Raw genomic sequence first — 20,841 nt, 5'->3', positions numbered from 1 at the left:
AAAGGTTGATTAACCATGGCCCTGGTGCTTGAGCTCCAGACGACGGACGAACTCCTCCAGTATCCGGTCGTACAGCTGATCCTGAATGCAGGCATCCTCGATCCCGGCATCCAGGTTGGGGTTATCGTTTACCTCGATGACCACCAGGCGCTTGTCGGTCTGTTTGAGATCGACCCCGTAAAGTCCGTCGCCGATCAGGCTCGCAGCGTCCACGGCCAGCTTGACCACAGCCGGGGGCACTTCTTCGATGGGAACTGTTTCGCACAGGCCGTTGACCTCGCTGCCTTGAGCCTTGTGGTTATAGATTTGCCAATGGCCCTTGGACATGAAGTACAGGCAGGCGTAGAGCGGCTTGCGGTTGAGCACGCCGATACGCCAGTCGAACTCGGTGTAGAGGTATTCCTGGGCCAGCAGCAATACGGAGTGCTCGAACAGTTCGGCAGCGGCTTTGGCGAGTTCGGCCTGGGTTTCCACCTTGATTACACCCCGTGAGAAGCAGCCGTCCGGAATTTTCAATACAACAGGAAACCCCAGGCGTTCGCCTACCTGCTCCAGGTCCTGAATACGATCGCGATACAGGATCTCTGTCGCAGGCATGCCGAGGTTGTGCTTGTTGAGCAGGTCGGTGAGAAAGACCTTGTTGGTGCAGCGCAGGATCGAGGCCGAGTCGTCCATCACCACCAGGCCTTCGCTCTCGGCTTTCTTGGCGAACCGATACGTATGATTGGCAACGCTGGTGGTTTCACGGATGAACAAGGCATCGTATTCGGCCAGTCGTGCGTAATCTTTCCTTTCGATCAGTTCCACATCAATGCCCAGCCGCTGGCCTGCATCGATGAACCGCTGCAGAGCCAGAGGATTGGAGGGGGCGAGTGCCTCGGCAGGATCATGCAGAATGGCCAGGTCATAACGGGACTGACGCTGTGAAACCGGCTGACGCCAGATGCGCCGGTTGAAGGTATCCAGCGAATGGGCAAAATCGTGTTGCTGTTCCTCCCGCAGCTTGTGCAGGGCACCGACCTTGATTCCTGCGATGTGCCAGCGCTGGTTCTTGATGAACTCCACCTGCAGGATGGGCGCAGGAAAGGTATCGAACAGTTGTTGTGCCAGCCCTTGCAGCGGTATCAGGTCGGTTTTGCCGAAATGAAAACTCAGTGTGAACCCTTCGGTTTCGCCGTAAGGATGGTCGGCGATGGCGTTATCCAGCACACGGTCCAGATCTTCAAGGGCCAGACCGTAGGGTGAGCGCTTTGTGAGTTCGCTGATGGTTTTGACCGAAGGGATGACTTTATGACCGCGTGCTTCTGCCAGTAACGAGCAGTAATAGCCGTGGCCAAGATATTTATAATTGCGGCACAGATTTATTACTTGAACCTGTCCGCCAGGATTTTTATAACGCTTGTCTTCGAGGTATTCCTGAGCGGTCAGTATACTTTCGCTGGGTAAGTAACCAAGCCAGTCATCGCGGCGCTCGACAATAACCAGTAACTTGCTGGGTGCAAACAGTGTGGCCGGAGTTTCTTTCGCTGCCGGTAGATTCAACTCGACCTTTGGTAATATTTCCATTACGTTTGAATACACCGAAACCATGATAAAGGGGGCCTTTGTTGTGTAAGTGTGTTCTATAAAGCATGTTTTCAGTCGGCCTGTCTTTCGTCGTTATGCTTTATTTACGGTAAAACCATGAATATTAACTACCGCTTTGCTGTCGCCGAAGATATTCCGGCTCTGGAACTTCTGGAAAATCAATGTTTCGAGCAGGATCGACTGTCCCGGCGCAACTTTCTGTGGATGATTCAGCGTGCCCACGCCAGATTATTGGTTGCCGAAGATGATAAAGGCCTGATGGGGTATGCACTGGTGCTCTTCCATCGTGGCACCTCGTTGGCGAGGCTTTATTCCCTCGCAATTGACAGCCGGGCCAGAGGATCGGGCCTTGGTCTGGCGTTGCTGCAGCAAGCAGAACAACTGGCTATTGAGCAGGAGTGCGCGCACCTGCGGCTGGAGGTACGTCCCGATAACCCGGCAGCCATCCGTCTCTATGAGCGAGCCGGTTACCGGCTCTTTGCCGAGGTGGATGATTACTATCAGGACCATGCACGTGCATTGCGCTATGAGAAACGTATCGTGCTGCCGGTTGCAGGCAGCGTCATGGCGGTTCCGTATTATTCGCAGACGACCGAATTTACCTGCGGGGCAGCGTCATTGCTGATGGCCATGAAGGCACTCAACCCTGACCGGGTCTTTTCCCGGGACGAGGAAATTCAGCTATGGCGCGAAGCCACGACCATATTCATGACTTCCGGTCACGGCGGCTGCAGCCCCCATGGCCTTGCCCTGGCTGCCTGGCGGCGCGGGTTCGACGTACGGCTGCACGTGAGCCGCACGGGGCCATTGTTTCTCGATGGTGTACGTCGTGAGGACAAGAAGTCGGTCATGCGTCTGGTGCATGACGCGTTTTGCAGGGAACTGCAAGCCAGCGGCGTTCAGCAATCCAGATCCGGACGCCTGGATCTGCCGCGGATTTTCAGCGAGGGCGGTGTTCCCATTGTCTTGATCAGCAGCTATCGGCTGACACACTCCAAGGCTCCGCATTGGGTGGTGATAACGGGGTGCGATGAAGACTTCGTGTACCTGCATGACCCTGATCTGGATCATGGTCGCTACCGTCAGCGCCTGGATTGCCAGCATGTTCCATTGACGCATCAGGAGTTCGAGCGGATGAGTGTATTCGGAAAGGATAAAGTCAGGGCGGCACTTGTACTGTTCTGAATGTGTGAAGTTGCACGTGACAAGTAAGGAGTGAGATTGACAGGTTTATTGCAAGGATGCGCTTGTCACGTTTCGGATTTTCTGCCCGATGTTCAATGAGGTTTTTTCTTTCTGGAATGTCGTGTACCCAGATATTCGAAAAGAAACGAAGCAAATCCAAAGAGTCCGATCATTATGATGATCATGAAACCCAGTTCCGAATTTTCCATTATTGATATTCCTGCAGCATGTGAAGTCTGGAGGGGTAATCCAATGCAGGGGGATAGCAATTATCTATACGGAGTCTTTACGGGGGGCGGGGTGTTTTATGCGTCAAAGATACACGGGTATCAGCAGGCAGAACGCTCATCCCTGAGCGTGCGGAATCTCTGCCGTTATGACCGAACCACCTCCATCCCGGTTTTCAGCGCCGATGCTTGCGCCATGTTCCAGGCATATGGCGCGTGCTATGGACAGCCCCAGACCGCTGCCACCGCTGTAGCGGGCTCTTGAACGTTCGGCTCGCCAGAATCGATTGAATACCAGGTCAAGATCCTTTGCCTCAAAGCCCGGGCCGCGATCTGCAAACGCCAGTGACACCTTGTCCTTGTCTGCCCTTGCGTAAATATGCAACTCCCTGCCTTGCGCGGCATAGCGCAATACATTGTCTATCAGGATATTGACCACCTGACCCATGCGGTCGCGATCGGCTTCGATGTACAAATCCGGCGGGATATCGACGGTGGACCGGATACTGGCGTTTTCGAGTGGGTCGCTGAACCAGGCCAGACGTTCATCGATCAGTTTTCCCAGCGCGAAGCGGGTCTTGTCGAGTTGCAGTTGACCGGCACGGGCCAAGGACAGCAGATGGAGGTCATCCACCAGCTTGCTCAACTGATCCAGTTGCCTTTTCACCATATTCAGTTGTTCTGCATCGCGGGGAAAGACGCAGTCGATCATGCCTTGTACACGGCCCATGGACGCATTCAGGGGCGTTCTCAGTTCATGGGCGATGACGGCGCTGGATTCACGAACTTCCTGTTCGTATCGATGCAACTGGGTCGTCATGCTGTTGAAGTCGCTGACCAGTCTCTGCAATTCCTCAGGGCCTTTGTGAGTAACGGGAAGCCGGGTATTGAAATCGCCCTGGGCAACCGAACGCGCCACCTTGGCGATGGCCGAAAACTGGCTGGACAACGGGCGTGAGAACAGCAGGCCGCAGAGAAGAATGACGGGCAGGGCAGCGGCCACGAGAACCGCCAGCAGAATCCAGTCCTTGTTGCTGATTCCCGGGACGACATCCTCGATGTCGTAGTACTGGGTGGATATTTCCCAGAGGCGTGCTGCGTTGAGCTGCGGATCACTGCGCAATTGTTCGAGTTCAAGACGAGTCTCGACCGGCATGCGCTGGAGTGTCTGCCGCTCCGATAACAGAAAGTGCGCCCACATGCTGAGAGCGATCAATACAATCGCGGCCATGGCCAGAAGGCTCATGCGTATGCCGACCCAGCGCCATAAAGGGCTGGGGTGTTTCTTCGAAAGATCGGCCACAGGGTTCACCGGAATCGATAGCCAACGGAACGTACGGTCACCAGCACACCTTCGATGCCATGGGTTTCCAGCTTGCGCCGCAGGTTATGGACATGGGCATCCACGACCCTGGCCAGGGCATCGCTTTCCGGCAGGCATATTTCCAGCAGCTCGTCGCGGGTGAAGGCCTTGGCCGGGGTTTTCAGCAGGGTGGACAGGATCTTGAACTCGGTGGGTGTCAGATCCAGCAGGACCGGCTCGTCGGTATCCGTTTCGATTCTGGCGGTGACGGCGTCCAGATCCACCAGCAGATTCTTGTAGCGCAGATGCCGTTCGGCCAGCCCGGACCCGCCTGATCGGCGCAGGACCGCATGCACCCTGGCCACGACTTCCTTGGGGTTATAGGGCTTGACGACATAATCATCTGCGCCATAGCGCAAGGCACCCAGTTTTTCCGGTTCATCCCCCATGGCCGTGACCATGATGACCGGCGTGTCGCTGCAACGTCTCACGGCAGAAAGCACTTCGGTGCCGCTCACCTTGGGAAGCATCACGTCCAGCAGAATCAGGTCCGGCTTGCACTGGCGATGCAGTTCGATCCCGCGCTGTCCATCTTCGGCAAGTGTCACTTCAAAGCCATCCCGGCGCAGGTAGGCCTCCAGAATACTGGCGCTGTCAGCATCGTCTTCGACGACCAGAATACGTTTTTCCGACACGGGGATGCCTCTTGATGAAATCTTGATATTTCACGAACGGTTTATTGATAGACGGCACATAGGATCGCTCCAGATTTCCTTACCGCGAACAGATCCTATGCCGCCAAACACATCGCTGTCCAAGTCTAAAAGATCGAACCCGATCTGCTGGCCGGTGCTTTTGCTGGCCCTGAGCAGTGCCGGTTGCTCGCTGGCTCCCGATTACCGCAGACCGTCCTTGCCAGTGCCTGTGGCGCAGGGAGTGAGTTTGCAGGCGGCGCCTCATCCGATGGTGTCCGGGATACCGCTTTCGGCTGATGAAACCCGTCTGCTGACAGAGCTGGAGCCCAATGGTGAGCTGGTGCGTCTCGTACAGCAGGGGCTTGGTTTCAACCGGGACTTCCAGGTGGCATCGCTTCGGGTCAAGGAGGCGCAGGCCCTGGCGGGCATTGCACAGGCAGACCGCTTGCCGACCCTGGCCGCCAGCGTCGAACGCGACAAGCAACACTTTGATAATGCCGCCCTCAACGAGCGTTATGGACAGAATCTGAAATACGCATCGATAGGTATTTCGGATTTTGAACTGGACTTCTTTGGTCGTGTACGCAGCCTTTCCGATGCCGCACGCCATGACTATCTGGCAACGACCTATGGCCAGCAGGCTGCGCGAAGCGCGCTGATCGTCGAGGTTGCCAGACTCTATCTGGCGGAGCGTCTGGCGGCTGACCGACAAGGTGACGCCCGACGCATCGACGAGGCGCAGCAGACACTGCTGGGCATGGCCGAAGAGCAACAGGCGGCCGGAGCCATTTCTTTCGACGAGGTGGCTCAGGAACATGTGCGGGCGCAGGGCACACGTCTTCAGTTGCAGGAAGCGATCAGCGACCACTCCCGTGCCACCCAGGCATTGATGCTGGTAACCGGTTATTCCACGCCGGTTGCACGAGAGCCGGAGCCTTCCGGTCTGCCAGTGTCTCCTGACGGCACGGATGCACCCGAGACGCCGACATGGCTGGCGGACATGCCTTCGCAACGTTTGCTACAGCGCTTTGATGTGCGTCAGAGCGAAGAGCATCTGAAAGCGGCCAACGCCAATATCGGCGCAGCTCGTGCAGCCTTTTTTCCGTCTGTGCGGCTCAGTACGGGAGCCGGTCTGGCCAGCGATGGCTTGCGCTCGCTGTTTGATGCCGGTTCCGGCACCTGGCTGTTCAGCCCGCAGATTTCACTGCCGCTGTTCGATTCTGGGCGCAACCGCGCCAATCTCGATCTGGCGCAGGTGCGCAAGGACATTGCCGTCGCTCAGTACGAGCAGACCGTTCAAGCCGCCTTTCGCGAAGTTGCCGATGTACTGGCACAGCGGCAACTGGTGCTTGAGCGCCTGCGCAGTCAGCAGGTCCTCGTCGCCCTGGCCAGGAGCAAGGCTCAGCGTACTTCCAGGGCGCTGGATGTCGGTGGGGTCAGCCGTCTTTCGCTGCTTTCTTCAACGATTCTGATCGCCCGCACGGACATGGCATGGCGTCAGGTCCGTCACGACCTGCTGCTTAACCGCCTGGATATCTATCGCGTGCTCAGTGGCACAGACGCCGCTCCCGCGCAAACCACACCCCAAACTGGAGCTTCATCATGAATAACCGCTACGCCACTTTCGATTCCCGTGTCTCCCTGAAGGCTTTACTGACGTGCGCGACTCTTGTTGCGAGCTGTGCCGGGTATGTCCAGGCGGCTGACGACACGTCGGGCAACAGTCTGCTGGGCAAGAAGACCGATATCAGCATGGGGCTGGGTGCCGCGGTCACTGCGCGTTACATGGGTTCCGATCACTACCGCAGTACATTGCTGCCGATGCTGAGCATTCAGCGCGGGATCTTCTTTGCCGACAGCCTTCGGGGGCTGGGCCTGCAATGGCAATCGTCGTCAGGTTTCAGTGCAAGTGCGGCGCTCAACTACGACATGGGCCGCAGCACTAAAAACAGCGGCAGTCGCTACGGTTCCACTGACCTCAAAGGTATGGGGACGGTAGAAGGCGCGACCGTTGCAGACATCAATGTGAGCCAGCAATTGTTGCCATGGCTTTCCCTCAACGGCGAAGCCGAGCTGCGAACCGGCGGTGAGGATCGTGGCAATCGCTATCGCCTGGGGCTTGAAGGCATCGTATTCCACACCAACGACGACACCATCGCCCTCGACATCGATGCTCATGCAGGCGATGGACGTTACAACCAGACCTATTTCGGTGTCACCCAGGCGCAGAGCAGCACTTCGCGGTTCAGCAGCTTCCAGGCCGACAGCGGAATCTACTCGTATTCTGCGGCGCTCAACTGGCAACACACCTTCGACGCTCATTGGTCAGCGCTGACTTCCGTCGGTGTCACTCATTACACCGATCAGGTACGTGGCAGCCCGCTGGTGCAGACCGACGCCGAGGCTACTGGCCTGGCCACGATCAATTACAGCTTTTGACTGAAGGGCAGGTACCGAGCATGCGCTGGCATTTCAATGCAAAGGGACTCTTGACCAGGAGGTTTTTCACCGGCCTTTGTGTCGTCTGTCTTGTGGCCCTGCAACTCGCAGGGTGTTCCGGGCAAGAGGCTTCTGCGCCGCCTGTGGCACGTGCAGTCAAGGTTGAAACTGTCAGCGCCGGGCGAGGGGACGGGGTGCGCATTACGGGTGTGGTTCGCCAGCAACAGCGCGCCGCACTGGCTTTTGAGTCTTCAGGCAGGTTGATGTCGCTGAGTGTTGATGTGGGGGCTCTCGTGCAGAAGGGGCAAGTGCTGGCGAAACTGGATGATGAACCTGCACGATTACGCATGAAGCAGGCCCAGGCCAGCGTCGCCACCAGCCTTGCTCAAGCACTGGAGCGCAAACGCAATTATCAGCGCCAGCAGAGCCTGTTCGCTTCAGGCAGCGTTGCACAAAGTGTTGTCGAGCAGGCCGAAACAGCCTGGCAGGATGCGAGTGCCCAGCAGCGTCGTACGGCAGCCGATCTGGCCCTGGCTCAGCGGGAAGTCGAGCGCGTCAGGCTGGTTGCCCCCTTTGCCGGTCGGGTCGTGGCGCGGCAGGTCGAGCCGTTCAGCGAAGTGGCAGCAGGGCAGGTCGTGCTTGAGGTCGAGTCTGAAGATAACCGTCAGATCGTAGCGGCGGTGCCTGTTGCCCAGGCCTTGAAGATGACACCGGGTGACCGCGCTATGGCGTGGATGGTTTCGCAACCGACAGTCGCACTTGATCTGGTGCTGGAAAGCCTCTCGCAACGCGCTGACAACGGTCTGACGCAGACCGCTATCTTCCGCGTCGAGGAGGCCGGTGAGCCGCTTCCCAGTGGCGTATCGGTGCTGGTGCAACTCGGCTCTGAATCCTCGCGCGCGATCAGCATTCCGATGCAGGCTCTTGTGGTGGGCGACAAGTACTCCAAGGCCCAGGTATTTGTCTACAGGCCCGGGCAAGGCAAGGTATCGGCCCGGAATGTTTCGCTCAAGGGCGTCTGGCAAGGCCGGGCCGTGATCGAGAGCGGGCTTGCCGAAGGTGAGCAGATTGTTGTCAGCGGCGTCGCTTTTCTGACCGATGGCCAGACTGTCAGCCTGTTCCAGCCTTCCACTCGCCTGACCCGGAACTAGACCATGAACCTTACACGCCATGCTCTCGGCTTCAGCCGATTGACGCTATTCGCTGCTTTTCTGGTACTCGTCGCCGGAGTCTTCACCTTTCTGGGCTTTCCCTCTCAGGAAGAGCCTTCCGTGACGATCCGCGATGCGCTGGTCAGTGTTTCATTCCCCGGCCTGCCTGCCGAGCGTGTGGAGGAGCTACTGGTCAAGCCGACGGAAGACAAACTGCGCGAGTTGCCCGAGATAAAGAATCTGGTCACCACGGTGCGGCCGGGAAGTGCAGTCATTCAGGTAACGGCCTATGACGAGGTCAAGAATCTGGGCGTGCTCTGGCAGCGTGTCAGGGCCAAGGCCGCAGAGGCCGGGGCGAGCTTTCCGAAAGGCGCGTCGGGGCCATTTGTGGATGATGATTTCGGGCGCGTTGCCGTGGCTTCCATCGCAGTCACCGCCGAGGGCTACAGCATGAGTGAAATGCGCGGCCCCTTGACCCGCTTGCGCAACCAGCTCTATGCCTTGTCGGGAGTGGAGCAGATTTCGCTGTACGGTATGCAGCAGGAACGTTTTTACCTGGATCTGGATCGCTCTCGGCTCGCAGCTGCTGGCATGTCGGCCCGGCAGATCCTGCAGCAATTGCAGGCCCAGAACATGATCGTCGCAGCAGGCAGCCCAGTGATCGGCGGCCAGAACACGACCATGACCGTCACCGGTGAAGTGTTGGGGCAATCCCAGTTAGAGGCGCTGCCGATACAGCTTCCCGACGGCAAAACCATTGCGCTCGGCACGCTGGCGAAGGTTTCGGTCGCACTCGACAAGCAACCGGACACAGCGGCGATTTATCAGGGACAGGATGCCGTGGTATTTGCCGTTTCGATGAAGCCAGGGCTCAACATCGGGGCGTTCGGGGCACAGTTGCGCTCGCGTCTGGAGCAACTGGAAGCACAATTGCCCGCGGGGTTCGAGCTGCACATCGTGACGTTTCAGTCCGACGTGGTTCACCACGAAATGTCGAAAATGAATCATGTGATGATGGAAACCGTGGTGATTGTCATGGCTGTCGTCATGCTGTTTCTGGGCTGGCGAACCGGTCTGGTGGTGGGAGCCATCGTGCCGTTGACGATCCTGGGAACATTGATCGTGATGCGTGCGCTGGGCGTCGAGCTGCAAACGGTTTCCATTGCCGCGATCATTCTGGCTCTGGGGCTGCTGGTGGATAACGGCATCGTCATTGCCGAAGACATCGAGCGTCGGCTGGAAGCCGGTGAGTCGCGCCGACAGGCCTGCGAGGATGCGGGGCGAACCCTGATGATTCCCTTGCTGACGTCATCGCTGGTGATTGTCCTGGCGTTTTCACCGTTCTTTCTGGGCCAGACCAGTACCAACGAATACCTGAGGTCGCTGGCGATTGTGCTGGCCATCGCCTTGCTGGGCTCCTGGCTGCTGAGTGTGACCGTAACGCCGCTGCTGTGCTTCTACTTTGCCAGAGCGCCGCAGCCGGATGAGCATCACGATAAGGCGCAGGTCTATGACTCGGCTTTCTATCGTGGCTATCGCCGCATCATCGAAGGGCTGCTCAGGCATCCGCTGACGTTTCTGGGAGCCATGCTGGTGATGCTGGCTTCGGCCGTGATCGTGCTGATTCAGGTGCCCTATGATTTCCTGCCCAAATCAGACCGTCTGCAATTCCAGATCCCTGTCACCCTGGAGCCCGGTACTGCGTCCGGCATGACGCAGCAGACCGTGCGCGAGATCAGTCAATGGCTGAGTGCTGACCGGGATGTGGTAAGCAGCATTGGCTATGTGGCTGAGGGTGGCCCGCGTATCGTCCTGGGCCTCAATCCACCTCTGGCTGCCCCGGATACGGCTTATTTCACGGTGAGCATCAAGGAAGGAGCCGATCTCGATGCAGTGATCGAGCGTACCCGGCGCTATCTGCTGAGCCAGCATCCGGAAGTGCAGGCGCAGCCCAAGCGGTTTTCACTGGGAACCACCGAAGCAGGTGTTGCCATTTACAGAGTGATCGGCCCGGATGAATCCGTACTGCGGGATATCGCTGCGCGCATCGAAAAAGCCATGCTGGCTGTGCCAGGGACCCTGGATGTGAATGACGACTGGCGGCTGCGACTGGTGCGCTACAACATCGTCGTCGATCAGGACGCTGCCCGGCGTGCCGGCATCGGCAGTGAAGATATTGCCCAGGCCCTGCAACTGCGCAATGGCGGGTTGCTGGTGTCCTCCATGCAGGATGGCGAAGCGAACGTACCGATTCTGGTTCGGGAGCCGACAACAGCCATAACGCCAGGTGATGATATTGCCAGTACGCTGATTTATCCCTCGACCGGTGGCGATGCGCTGCCTCTGTCGGCTATCGCGAAGATTGAGCCTGCCGTAGAAGCATCGGTCATTCAGAGACGCAATCTGGAACGGGCGATAACCGTCACAGGCCACAACCCGTCGATGACCGCCAGCTCCATCGTCGAAAAACTGGCCCCGGAAGTGGCTGCGATCAACCTGCCCAGTGGCTACCGAATCGAGCTGGGCGGAGAAATCGAAGACTCTGCCGCTGCGAACCAGGCCCTGTTGCAATATTTGCCCCATGCGCTGGTCGCGATGTTGCTGCTGTTCATCTGGCAGTTCAACTCGTTCCGCAAACTGCTGATCGTGGTCAGCAGTGTTCCCTTCGTCCTGATCGGCGTATCCCTTGCTCTGGTAATCACCGGCTACCCCTTCGGATTCATGGCCACTTTCGGTCTGCTGTCGCTGGCCGGCATCATCGTCAACAATGCGGTACTGCTGCTGGAGCGGATCGAAGCCGAATCGGCTGCCGGCCTGGCGCTAAGGGATGCTGTGGTCAATGCTGCGGTCATGCGCCTTCGTCCCATCGTAATGACCAAGCTGACCTGCATCATCGGCCTGATTCCACTGATGCTGTTTGCCGGCCCGCTCTGGAAAGGCATGGCGATCACAATCATGGGTGGGCTGGCGTTGGGTACTTTGATAACCCTTGGGTTGATTCCAGTGCTGTATTGGTTGCTGTTTGGGCGTTTGCCGGAGTGTTTTGGGGCAAGAGCCAAGATTAATGGCGGATAACAATATTATGAAAATCATTGACATTTATTTAAGGGTGGAATATAGCGTTTAGCCATTATCTGGTTGGTATGGATTTATTGCATGGAAGCTTCTTCTCTCTTCAGGCACATCGGTGGATCGTCATTGATCACCCGTTCCTCATTAGCGCTAGCGCTCCCACATTTACTCGGCGGTCAGCCACTGCAAGGTTGACTTGACGCCACAATGACAAAAATTACGCAACTGGTATGCCGACAGTAGAGCATTTCGTGCTCTTCATTGGTTGTTCCAGGCTATACAGCAGTTTGATTTGAGCAAGGAAAGATACATGAGTGACAACAAGGTGGTGATAAACCTCTCCGTCAATGAGGCTGGAGTGCTGGAGGATTCCGAGGGGCAGCTTCAGCAGGATGCTTATCTGAAATTGCGGGGTAGAATTGAGCATCAATTAAAAGCTCGCAGTACCTTCCCCTACGAAAGCATCAAAGAAACAGATATCACCTATTCAAGAGTACACAGCGCCATTTTGATCGAAGGGAGTCGTGGTAGCGGGAAAACTACATTTCTGCTCAAGTCGCTTGAAAGACTAAGAGATGATGAAAAGCTTCAGCTAAGCGTGTTGCGGCTTATTGATCCTACCCTGATTGAAACGAAAGAAAATATTGTCGTGGTTATTCTTTCCGCGATTGAGGCTGTTCTTGCCCAAATAAAAGGTGACACCTGCGCATTGGAAAGTGCTCGAGAGGCCTTGGCGGAAGGTCTGGGGTTGCTTGACGGAATTGGTTCCAGTTCGGCCTACGGTGCTGAATGGGAGGACGCCAAATGGGTTATGAGCCAAGGCTTGCGCAAAGCCAAAAAAGGCCGTGATTTTGAAAAAAAGCTTGGCATATATATTGAGCATGCATTGAAGCTGCTCAATAAAAAAGCTTTTGTGCTGACTTTTGATGATGTTGATACTAACTTTGCTCACGGCCACTTGATCTTGGAGACGGTGAGAAAATACCTGACGCATCCTGGCTTAGTCGTCATACTCTCAGGTGATATTGAGCTTTATGGGCGATTGTTACGTAAGAATATCTATGAGGCATTTGGTGAGCAGGTTCTAAAGCATGATCTTGGTCTGATGGGGCTGAGTCAGCAAAGCGTAGGGGGTGGCGTCTCGGAGCTTGAGGAGCAATATTTGCTCAAGATTGCTCCGCCTCAAAATCGGATATCCATGGTGCCGCTTGGTGGACTGAAACAATATTCGGAGGGGAATATCCACGTAGGTCAGGGAGCGTCTCCAAGTATTGAGCTAAGAGAGTGGGCTAATACAAGTATTAGTGCACTGATGCACGAACCCCCTCATGTTGCCAGTCACCCGTTCTTTAATTTGGTTGCTACGGAGCCATTACGGCTTGTTATCGGCTATATGCGAGCTCTTGATGAGCCAGATGACATAAAATACAGTGCAATATTTACTGCCTTCTCGACTCGCCTAATCGCTCAAGGTGTGTCAGCCGATTTGATCTTTAAAGGGGATTTGGATTACTCGTTGCGGGTGATTTTTGGGTGGTTGATCAAGCAAGAAGACGCACCTGACCTCGTCAGATTTGGTGTCTCATCAGAAGTTAATCGCGCTATTGCAGTACATTGCTTGGCGTTGTTGCTGGCACAGAAGCTCAAGGGGCATGTGGGAAATACTCTTAAGGCGTTGTTAGGACTTGCACTGCCGGTAACAATGATGAGAAGGCCTGCTTTGCTGGATGCAGAGTCTAGAAGCTCTCTCTTTAATTTTCTTTGGAGTCAATCTGGAATAACTGCTTCGGAGTTGGCGGCGCGACTCGGTGCTATTGATCGAGCCAATGAGCGAGTAAATAAGTTGCAAGGATCTTCTTTTGGCTCGGTTGGGCTTGCGAATAAGGTTGCTTCCAAAACGATTCAGCAGAACTGGTATGGTGGGCGCGATATTCATTTGCGTGATTCAAGTTATTATATGAGTTCTTTGGTGGACTCCTTGCCTGAGCGCTCAAGGGGTTGGTGGGAAAAGATTAAAGGTAATAGTGAAGGTGTGTCGATAAATAATGGGGTTGGGTGGTTTTATATAGATGATTTAGTAGATGAGCGCTGTGGAAGGTTTGGTGAAATACTTAAGCTGATCTTGAGTAGGCGCTTCAACGAGCGAGGCGAAGTGATGCGCTCTGTCTCGGCGCTGTCTTTGTTTGGTGTGATAGCTGATTTGCTGTTTGCTAATAGTATTGATGAGCTGGGTTCGTTTGCAGAATTTTCCGTCATTCCGCACTTTGGAGGGGGAGGTTCATCTTTTGCTGCACCTGAGCACGAACATGATGAAGAGGATGGGCTTGATGAGGGCGATGAAGGTTTAGTGGTTAGCAATCAAAATGCTTTTATTGTTTTTAGCAGCAGTATGAGGAAGTGGCATCGTAGTGTCCGCAATCTGGAATACAAAATTTCCCCTGGGTTGTTGGGGCATTTAGCATTGCGGCTTCATGACGATTTGTTGAGTTTGGATGAAAAAGCTACATTGCACTGGCGTACTGGAGAAATTATACATCGGCAAATTATTTGTATTCTGCATGGCATGCTAGCGATTACCTCATCATTGCCGGGGCGTAAAGGAACATCGAAAACTTCTGATCAAGCCTTTATCGATTTATTGAAGAGGTTCACCGATGAAAAAATGCCGATTATTATGGGGGTGCTCCTTTCCTGTCCTTTGATATGGATGTTCTTGAATCCTAAGAAAAGTAAGCTTTTGGACTCTGTAAGTGATGCGTTGTTGAATTTGAAGATCGAAAGCTATGTTCCGCGCGCTCACATGACTGGGCTTAAAGAAAAAGGTATAAAAGTTTCGATAGGCCCAACTCGAAAAAACTCATTTCAAGTTGAAGTCGTAAATTTTTACGAACTCCTGAACGTAGTCCCCCGCTATGCAGCCAAGTAACTCAAGCCTCTGTCTTTCCACAGAAGCAGAGCACTTCCAAGCCTGGGAAGTAGTGACCTATGCCCGATCCGTCTTTCTCAATATCGATTTATTACGATTAATGGAAAGCACGGTCCGTGACAGCAATGGTGCCTCACTGGTCAGTCTCTATGAAGACGGTTTCAGCAAGGTACTGAGGGAGTCTTGGTCAAAAAGCTTCAAGCAAGGTCGCTTCATGCAAATGAATCGCCTGCATCCTCTGATGACCGATGATGTACTGGAAAAACGCTTGTCAAAAACCGTGAACGATCTGTCTGTAGAGGATCTTCCGCACACTCAGTTACCCGTTTTGCTCAATCGACTTGCCGACATATTTTTATGTGAAGGCAACGATGGTTCCATCCGTGTCCGCACACGGCTGTTTGAGCCTTGGCAGTCACTTATTCTTGTCGTGCCACCTCTGCTGATCACTTCTGCCTGGATGGCCAAGCGTTTGAACTGGTCTGCTGGTGAGCCATTGGACTATCGGGAGCAGAAGGAAGCATTGGAGCGTTTGCAGCGTTGGCTGTGCGATTCAACGTTGCCTGTGGATGACGATCCGTTTCTCGACCACCTTTGCCGCACCCAGGGGCTGGATGAAACCCACTTGCATCTTAATGGCACTACCGAAGCTGAAAAGGTGTGGTGCGATGCCCTCGCCAGGCCGGCAAGTGTGGTGGGCGGCCTGAGCCATAAAATACTCGAGCGTGAATATGGGCTGCATGTAGAAATCGGTAATGGTGTGGATCGCCTGTTACGTCAGGAAGATCCAGAACTTAAACCAGCCATGCTGATGCGACGTGTAGAGGATGCAATTGCGCTCAAGGCTCTGTTATTGCGTCGTGCAACGGAAGGGCCGAAAGCTCGACTGGCTCAAGCTATGGATGAGTCAGCGGTCACCGCTTTGCGAAATGCTCGCGAGCAGTGTCTGCCAAATTCTAATGGGCGGTTGAGTGACATAGTGATTGAGGCATGGCAGCTAGTCACTCTGCTGACGGGCTTCAATCGCCATACCCTGCCAGAAAGTCTGGGGTGTGCCTTTTGGCATTACGCACTTGTTCGATCTCAGTTTTGCCGGTTGCTGGTGCAACAGGAGCAACATAAAGGCTTCGATCAGTTTCAGTACATCACCCATAACGAGTTGCGAGAAGCAACCGAGAAGGACTATGCCGAGCGCTTTCGTCAGCTTGAGCGCGGTCATCAGCAAACGATGGATTTTCTCGAGGGCCGCTTTGCCCCTAAAGATCATCCTGACAAGACCGCAGCACTTATCGGGAAAATCCTTCGTGGTTATTTGCAGTTTCTAGGCGAGGACGTGAGTGGTAAGTCTCTGTCCAAACCTGACCCTTACTGCTCTTTGTCGGAGTTACTGGCGCAAGTGCAAAATTTGGAAAAAGGCCATGCCAATGCCCCCAAGTCTTTACGTCGCCTGCGTTTGGGACTGGTGCCGCATTTCATTAAAACGACCAAACCCAGCGAGCGTGATGCCTTCTTCTCTGATAAAGGAGTGCGTCCTCTATGCCGTGATGTTCGGGTGCGTCGAGAAACTGATCAGAACGCCCGGGCGCTTGTGGCTTTGCTACAGCGGACCCGCGGGCTCGACAGCCTGATCCGGGGGATCGATGCTGCCAGCAATGAACGGCATGCGGGACCAGAAGTGTTTGCTCCCGTGTTCCGCCGGATGCGCACGGCAGGTATCCGGCGTTTCACTTATCACGTAGGAGAGGACTACGCGCATCTGGCCTCTGGTTTACGAGCCATTGGTGAAACGGTGTTGTATCTCGGCCTGGACGCTGGCTGCCGGATCGGACACGGCACTGCCGCTGGGGTAAGTCCGAAGAAGTGGTGGGATTCAGTTCAAGGTTATGTGGTGTTGCCGATAGAGGAGCGCCTTGATGACCTGGTATTTGCCTGGGACACCCTGTTACATGCTCGGGTCCATACGGATAGCCTGCCGCTGATAGAGGCAGAGATCCGTTCCCTGGCCATGAGAATCTGGCAGAACCCCACAATTACACCGGATGTACTGGCAGCCGCCTGGAAATTACGTTCTCTGGATCCTTTAGCGAGGGAGGATCATATCAACGATGTTGACCCGAATCGGCGTGAAGAAGCTAAACGCTATGCTGAAGCCGCTGAGCGACATCCCATGGCACATACCCAATTCCTGAGAAGGCATGGGGTGGGTGTAGAAACCGGACAGTTGAAGCGCTGCCGGGAAGACATTGTGATTTCGAGGGAGAGTGATGTTCTTAGTCCCAAGGTATTACGCGCTCTGCAGCAGGCGGTGCTCAAACGACTCGCAGAATGCACCATAGCCATTGAGACGTTGCCCAGCAGTAATGTGCGTATCAGCATTCATGAGGGCTACGACGATCATCATGCAAGGAACTGGCTGGGGTTAGGCAAGCATCCGATGCAAAGCTCTGTTGCTGTGGTTGTTGGATCCGACAACCCTGGTATTTTCGCTACCGGCGTGCGTCAGGAATATGCACACTTGCTGAGGATGTTGCAGGTGCGCACCAAAGGGCTGGATCCTTCCCACGCACAGGCATTGATCGAGCGGTTGTGTACTGATGCCAAGCGTTATCGTTTTTAAGGCCAAACCCCATGAGCAGTTTCTTGTGCCACGGCACTGCACATGGGGATGATGGATGGCACAGTGCCTACTTCACCGGCTTAACAAACCTCAACGTAAACCTGTCCGACTCGCCAATCGCTACATACCTGGCCTTGTCCTGCTCACCTAGCTTCAACGCCGGCGGAAGTGTCCAGACGCCCGCAGGGTAATCCTTGGTGTCTTTCGGGTTGGCGTTGATCTCGCTTTGCGCTTCCAGTTTGAAGCCTGCATCGGTCGCGAGCTTGACCACGTAATCGGTGGGCAGGTAGCCGCTTGTCTTGATGTTTTCCAGGCTGCTGCCGTCTTTGGCGCGGTGGTCGACCACGCCCAGTACTCCGCCCGGTTTCAGTACCTTGAAGAAGGCTGAAAATGTCTGCGGTGCATCATCGGCAAGCACCCAGTTATGCACGTTGCGAAATGTCAGGACCCGATCGGCCGAGGCGGGTTTGCCGAAGACCGGGGTCTTGGGATCGAACTCGATGAACTCTGCTTTACCGTAACGCTCCGGATCGGCCTTGAATTTCTGCTTCAGGCTGTCGGCGGCTTTCTTGTAATAGTCACCTGAGGATGGCGCTTGCAGGGCTGCAATGTAGTGGCCGTGATCCTTCAGCAAGGGCGCCAGAATCTCGCTGTACCAGCCACCACCGGGGGTTATTTCGATCACGGTCTGGTTGTTCTGCAAGCCGAAGAATTTCAAGGTTTCCCGAGGGTGACGATGGCTGTCGCGCACACTGTGTTGTTCGGCTCGCCATGAGCCTTCCAGCACGGTCTTGTATTGCGCATCGCTGATCGAGGTATCGGGTGCAGCCGCCTGGCTGAAGGATGAGGCGAGAAGGGTGGCAAAGCCTGAAGCAAGAATCCTGGTGTTCATGATCGTCCTTAAAAATGCGTCTATGATCGGTATCGACTGTACTGGCAGATCGGTCTGGAAAATTAGACTTTGTGGCGCTAAGGATAGAACCGTACTGGTCGTGAGCTGCGTTTCACGCCGTACTGTAGGACCGGATTCATCCGGGAAGGCATTCTTTCTGATCACGCAGATGCGGCGGATATAGAGGCCTCTTCCCGGATGAATCCGGTCCTACATGTAGCATCAGTCCTAGTACCTCACTTCAAACCCAACATAAGCCCCGATCCCGTCACCCGGATACAGCGACGCCGTATCAGCACCGGCTGCGTTGTACTGCGGGGTGACTGCCGAGACATAAGCCTTGTTCGCCAGGTTCTTGAGGTCCAGCGAAACCTTCCAGTCGCCTTTGGGGGCTTCGTAGCCGATGTTGGCTCCCCAGATGGTGTACGACGGCGCGTAGAAGGTATTGGCGTAATCCACTGCGGTGCGGGACGCCGATTGCACGTTTACGCCGGTATAGACGCCGCCGTGATGCCGATACTGCAACTCGCCCTGATAGACGTGGCTGGGAATGCCGGGCAACTGGTTGTCGCCGAACGTTTCGTCGTCGCGGTAATGGAAGTCGTTCCAGGTGTACACCTGACGCCAGCGTAACTGGTCGCCCTGAGGGTTTTCCCAGAGGCGGGTGTTCAAGCCGGCTTCCACGCCCTGGTGAATGGTGGGCGAGGCATTGAAGGCCCCGGTTACAGCAGCGGAGGTTGAGGTGGCAGCAATGAACTGCACGTTCAACAACTCGTCGTGAATCCATGAGCGATACAGCGCCAGGCTGCCGTCGAAGATCCCGGACGAGCCTTTGATACCTACCTCGAAGGTATTGGCCTTCTGCTCCACGAGCGGGCGAATGTAGGGCGTGGTCGGACCAGAGCCTGAATACTCCCAGGAAGCCGGTGGATCGATGGAGCGGCTGAAGTTGGCGAACACTTGCAGTTGCGGGTTGAGTTCGTAACGCAGGCCGATACGCGGGGCGATGCTCCAGTTGTCGTAGTCTTCGTGGGTGGCGAAGGTGGTGGTGTTGGGATTGACCGCCTGATCGACGTTGATCTTGCGCTGAACATTGATGAACGACACGCCGCTGGTGAGCCACAGGCGATCGATCAGGTTGAAGTCATTTCCCAGGGAGATAACCCGGTCGGCGGAGTCCTTGTAGTTGACCTGCTTGAGCGGGACCTTGGAGGCTGTCGCCGAATTGACCTCGCCGCGCAGATGCTGAGTGGAGGTAAAGGCAATGGAGCTGCGGCTTTCATGGCCAAACCAGTTGTCGATGCGTTCGTAGCCTGCGAGCAGATTCAGATCATGCCAGTCCCAGTAACTGGGGTTGCTCGGGCTGTTCGGATTATTGTTGTGGGCATAGTCGTGATAGGCGAAGCCCAGGGTCAGGCGCGCATCGTCGTCGAAGGTGTAGATAGTTTTGCTGCCCAGCCAGAGGCTGCCCGGTCGACGACTGCCTGCACCACTGGACTCGGCCGTGGCGCTGGCATGTCGCGGATTGCGCTTGATTGCATCCAGGGTGGTGGCGCTTGGATCGTCATGAAACTCGTCGCGGTAGCGCAGCATCAGGCGGGTTTCCAGTTTGGAACTGAAGCGATAACCCAGGTTGGCGACCACGCCCGAACTCTTGGACAGGCTGTAATCGCGATAGCCTTCATTGCGGTAGTTGTCGACGTTCAGGTAGTAGTCCAGCGGACCCTCAACGCCACCGACACTCAGCGCCTGCTTCTGGTAGCCGTAACTGCCGGCCTCGGCACGCAAACGCAGGCCCGGTGCGGTATAGCCGCTGTGGTTGACGAAGTTCACCGCGCCACCCAGGGTCAATGCGCCGTACTGAAAGGCGTTGGCTCCACGCAGGATTTCGGTGTAGTTCACGCCCGAGGCATTGAGAAACTCATAGGGTGTACCGCCAGGGCCTGTGATCGGCAGGCCGTCGAACAGGAACTTGATGCCTTCTCGAAAGTAACCGGGCGAGGTGTTGGCGCCTGAGCCCCGGATGGAAATCTTTGCCGCATCGTTCCCGCCAGTGGACTGTACGAACACGCCGGGCTGGTAGCCGAGGGTATCCTGCAGGTTGGCGGTACGGCCCCGTGCAACTTCTTCGCTGTCCACCACGCTGGTGCCGCCAGGCACTTCGGCCAGCTGGCTTCTGGCGTTCTCGGTTTCAGACTGTCGGGTTCCCTGGACGGTGACGGTACCCAGTGTCGAGTCCGCGGCATAGGTCATGGCCGGGGTCAGCAGGGCGCATCCCAGCCCCATCGTGAAAGAGGCGTGGCGGATGGCCAGGCGCAATCGGTCCTGTTGTATGGCGTGCAATGTATGTCTCCCAAGTTCGTCACTGAAGGTATCGGCGTTCTATGGGCATAGTCAGGCCAGTCATGGGGGTGAGCAGTTTCTGTGCCAGTTGTTAGATGCCCGTAAAGTTTGAATGTGGTGGCAAGTTTTATCGGGCAGGTGATTGGAAAGCGTAAAGTTTGTTGGTGGAGTGTTGCAGGGGGAACAGTGGTGGTTATATGCATATTACTTGTTGCCGAAATATATGAACGGCGCTTTTTTAGAGAGGGATTCTGCTCCAGATGTGCTGATTCAGAGAGCTTGGCTGATTTTTAATACCTCAGAACCGCGCAACTGTTTGCCGCGCAACATCAATTGGTCAGTTTGTACGGCTGCTCAACTTTTCAGAAGTGTTTATAGCGATAAAAGCCAATAAAACTCGCTGG

General features: G+C 55.4%; 12 protein-coding genes. 7 read left to right on the top strand and 5 right to left on the bottom strand.

Going from position 1 to position 20,841, the window contains the following annotated elements; translation table 11 throughout:
- Nucleotides 1-9: 9 nt before the first annotated feature.
- Complete coding sequence (locus tag KQP88_RS12745; protein ID WP_253950482.1) at nucleotides 10-1,566, bottom strand: RimK family protein; 1,557 nt, start codon at nucleotides 1,564-1,566, stop codon at nucleotides 10-12.
- Nucleotides 1,567-1,683: 117 nt separating this feature from the next.
- On the opposite strand from KQP88_RS12745, the gene KQP88_RS12740 reads away from it, so the two are divergent.
- Complete coding sequence (locus tag KQP88_RS12740) at nucleotides 1,684-2,772, top strand: GNAT family N-acetyltransferase/peptidase C39 family protein (protein WP_200992176.1); 1,089 nt, start codon at nucleotides 1,684-1,686, stop codon at nucleotides 2,770-2,772.
- Between the two features lie 345 nt (nucleotides 2,773-3,117).
- Here KQP88_RS12740 and KQP88_RS12735 read toward each other — a convergent pair whose 3' ends face one another.
- A complete protein-coding gene (locus KQP88_RS12735; protein ID WP_216705949.1) occupies nucleotides 3,118-4,245 on the bottom strand; it encodes a sensor histidine kinase in 1,128 nt (375 codons plus the stop codon).
- A gap of 62 nt (nucleotides 4,246-4,307) precedes the next feature.
- Entirely contained in the window at nucleotides 4,308-4,997 is a 690-nt protein-coding gene (locus KQP88_RS12730) for a response regulator (RefSeq protein ID WP_200992177.1), read from the bottom strand.
- 97 nt (nucleotides 4,998-5,094) lie between these two features.
- Here KQP88_RS12730 and KQP88_RS12725 point away from each other — a divergent pair, with 97 nt between their 5' ends.
- From KQP88_RS12725 to KQP88_RS12700, 6 genes are all read left to right on the top strand, one after another.
- Nucleotides 5,095-6,603, top strand: coding sequence for an efflux transporter outer membrane subunit (locus KQP88_RS12725; protein ID WP_216703222.1), 1,509 nt, complete (start codon nucleotides 5,095-5,097; stop codon nucleotides 6,601-6,603).
- The gene (locus tag KQP88_RS12720; protein ID WP_216703221.1) at nucleotides 6,600-7,436 is read left to right on the top strand and encodes a MipA/OmpV family protein; all 837 of its coding nucleotides are present in this window, start codon (nucleotides 6,600-6,602) and stop codon (nucleotides 7,434-7,436) included. Before KQP88_RS12725 ends, KQP88_RS12720 begins: the two co-directional genes overlap by 4 nt.
- Nucleotides 7,437-7,456: 20 nt before the next feature.
- Nucleotides 7,457-8,587: an efflux RND transporter periplasmic adaptor subunit gene (locus KQP88_RS12715; protein WP_216703220.1), complete on the top strand. Its 1,131-nt coding sequence runs from the start codon at nucleotides 7,457-7,459 to the stop codon at nucleotides 8,585-8,587.
- Between the two features lie 3 nt (nucleotides 8,588-8,590).
- Nucleotides 8,591-11,662 (top strand): efflux RND transporter permease subunit, encoded by a 3,072-nt coding sequence (locus KQP88_RS12710; RefSeq protein ID WP_216703219.1) that lies wholly within the window; start codon nucleotides 8,591-8,593, stop codon nucleotides 11,660-11,662.
- A 307-nt stretch (nucleotides 11,663-11,969) separates the two neighbouring features.
- The gene (locus KQP88_RS12705) at nucleotides 11,970-14,585 is read left to right on the top strand and encodes a hypothetical protein (RefSeq protein WP_216703218.1); all 2,616 of its coding nucleotides are present in this window, start codon (nucleotides 11,970-11,972) and stop codon (nucleotides 14,583-14,585) included.
- Nucleotides 14,572-17,202 (top strand): amidohydrolase family protein, encoded by a 2,631-nt coding sequence (locus KQP88_RS12700; protein ID WP_216703217.1) that lies wholly within the window; start codon nucleotides 14,572-14,574, stop codon nucleotides 17,200-17,202. Before KQP88_RS12705 ends, KQP88_RS12700 begins: the two co-directional genes overlap by 14 nt.
- Nucleotides 17,203-17,269: 67 nt before the next feature.
- On the opposite strand, the gene KQP88_RS12695 is transcribed toward KQP88_RS12700, so the two are convergent.
- Nucleotides 17,270-18,094, bottom strand: a complete 825-nt coding sequence (locus KQP88_RS12695; protein ID WP_216703216.1) for a class I SAM-dependent methyltransferase — start codon at nucleotides 18,092-18,094, stop codon at nucleotides 17,270-17,272.
- 228 nt (nucleotides 18,095-18,322) lie between these two features.
- Nucleotides 18,323-20,437, bottom strand: coding sequence for a TonB-dependent receptor family protein (locus tag KQP88_RS12690; protein ID WP_253950481.1), 2,115 nt, complete (start codon nucleotides 20,435-20,437; stop codon nucleotides 18,323-18,325).
- Nucleotides 20,438-20,841 lie beyond the last annotated feature (404 nt).

It is taken from the genome of Pseudomonas lijiangensis, from assembly GCF_018968705.1.
Lineage (GTDB): Bacteria > Pseudomonadota > Gammaproteobacteria > Pseudomonadales > Pseudomonadaceae > Aquipseudomonas > Aquipseudomonas lijiangensis.
Note: the sequence above shows the minus strand (reverse complement) of the source record. Positions and strands in the feature narration are given on the sequence as shown.

Excerpts from the sequence above, each read along its gene's own strand:
- KQP88_RS12745 (WP_253950482.1), bottom strand. The coding sequence starts at position 1,566 with ATGGAAATATTACCAAAGGTCGAGTTGAATCTACCGGCAGCGAAAGAA.
- KQP88_RS12740 (WP_200992176.1), top strand. The coding sequence starts at position 1,684 with ATGAATATTAACTACCGCTTTGCTGTCGCCGAAGATATTCCGGCTCTG.
- KQP88_RS12735 (WP_216705949.1), bottom strand. The coding sequence starts at position 4,245 with ATGAGCCTTCTGGCCATGGCCGCGATTGTATTGATCGCTCTCAGCATG.
- KQP88_RS12725 (WP_216703222.1), top strand. The coding sequence starts at position 5,095 with ATGCCGCCAAACACATCGCTGTCCAAGTCTAAAAGATCGAACCCGATC.
- KQP88_RS12720 (WP_216703221.1), top strand. The coding sequence starts at position 6,600 with ATGAATAACCGCTACGCCACTTTCGATTCCCGTGTCTCCCTGAAGGCT.
- KQP88_RS12715 (WP_216703220.1), top strand. The coding sequence starts at position 7,457 with ATGCGCTGGCATTTCAATGCAAAGGGACTCTTGACCAGGAGGTTTTTC.
- KQP88_RS12710 (WP_216703219.1), top strand. The coding sequence starts at position 8,591 with ATGAACCTTACACGCCATGCTCTCGGCTTCAGCCGATTGACGCTATTC.
- KQP88_RS12705 (WP_216703218.1), top strand. The coding sequence starts at position 11,970 with ATGAGTGACAACAAGGTGGTGATAAACCTCTCCGTCAATGAGGCTGGA.
- KQP88_RS12700 (WP_216703217.1), top strand. The coding sequence starts at position 14,572 with ATGCAGCCAAGTAACTCAAGCCTCTGTCTTTCCACAGAAGCAGAGCAC.
- KQP88_RS12695 (WP_216703216.1), bottom strand. The coding sequence starts at position 18,094 with ATGAACACCAGGATTCTTGCTTCAGGCTTTGCCACCCTTCTCGCCTCA.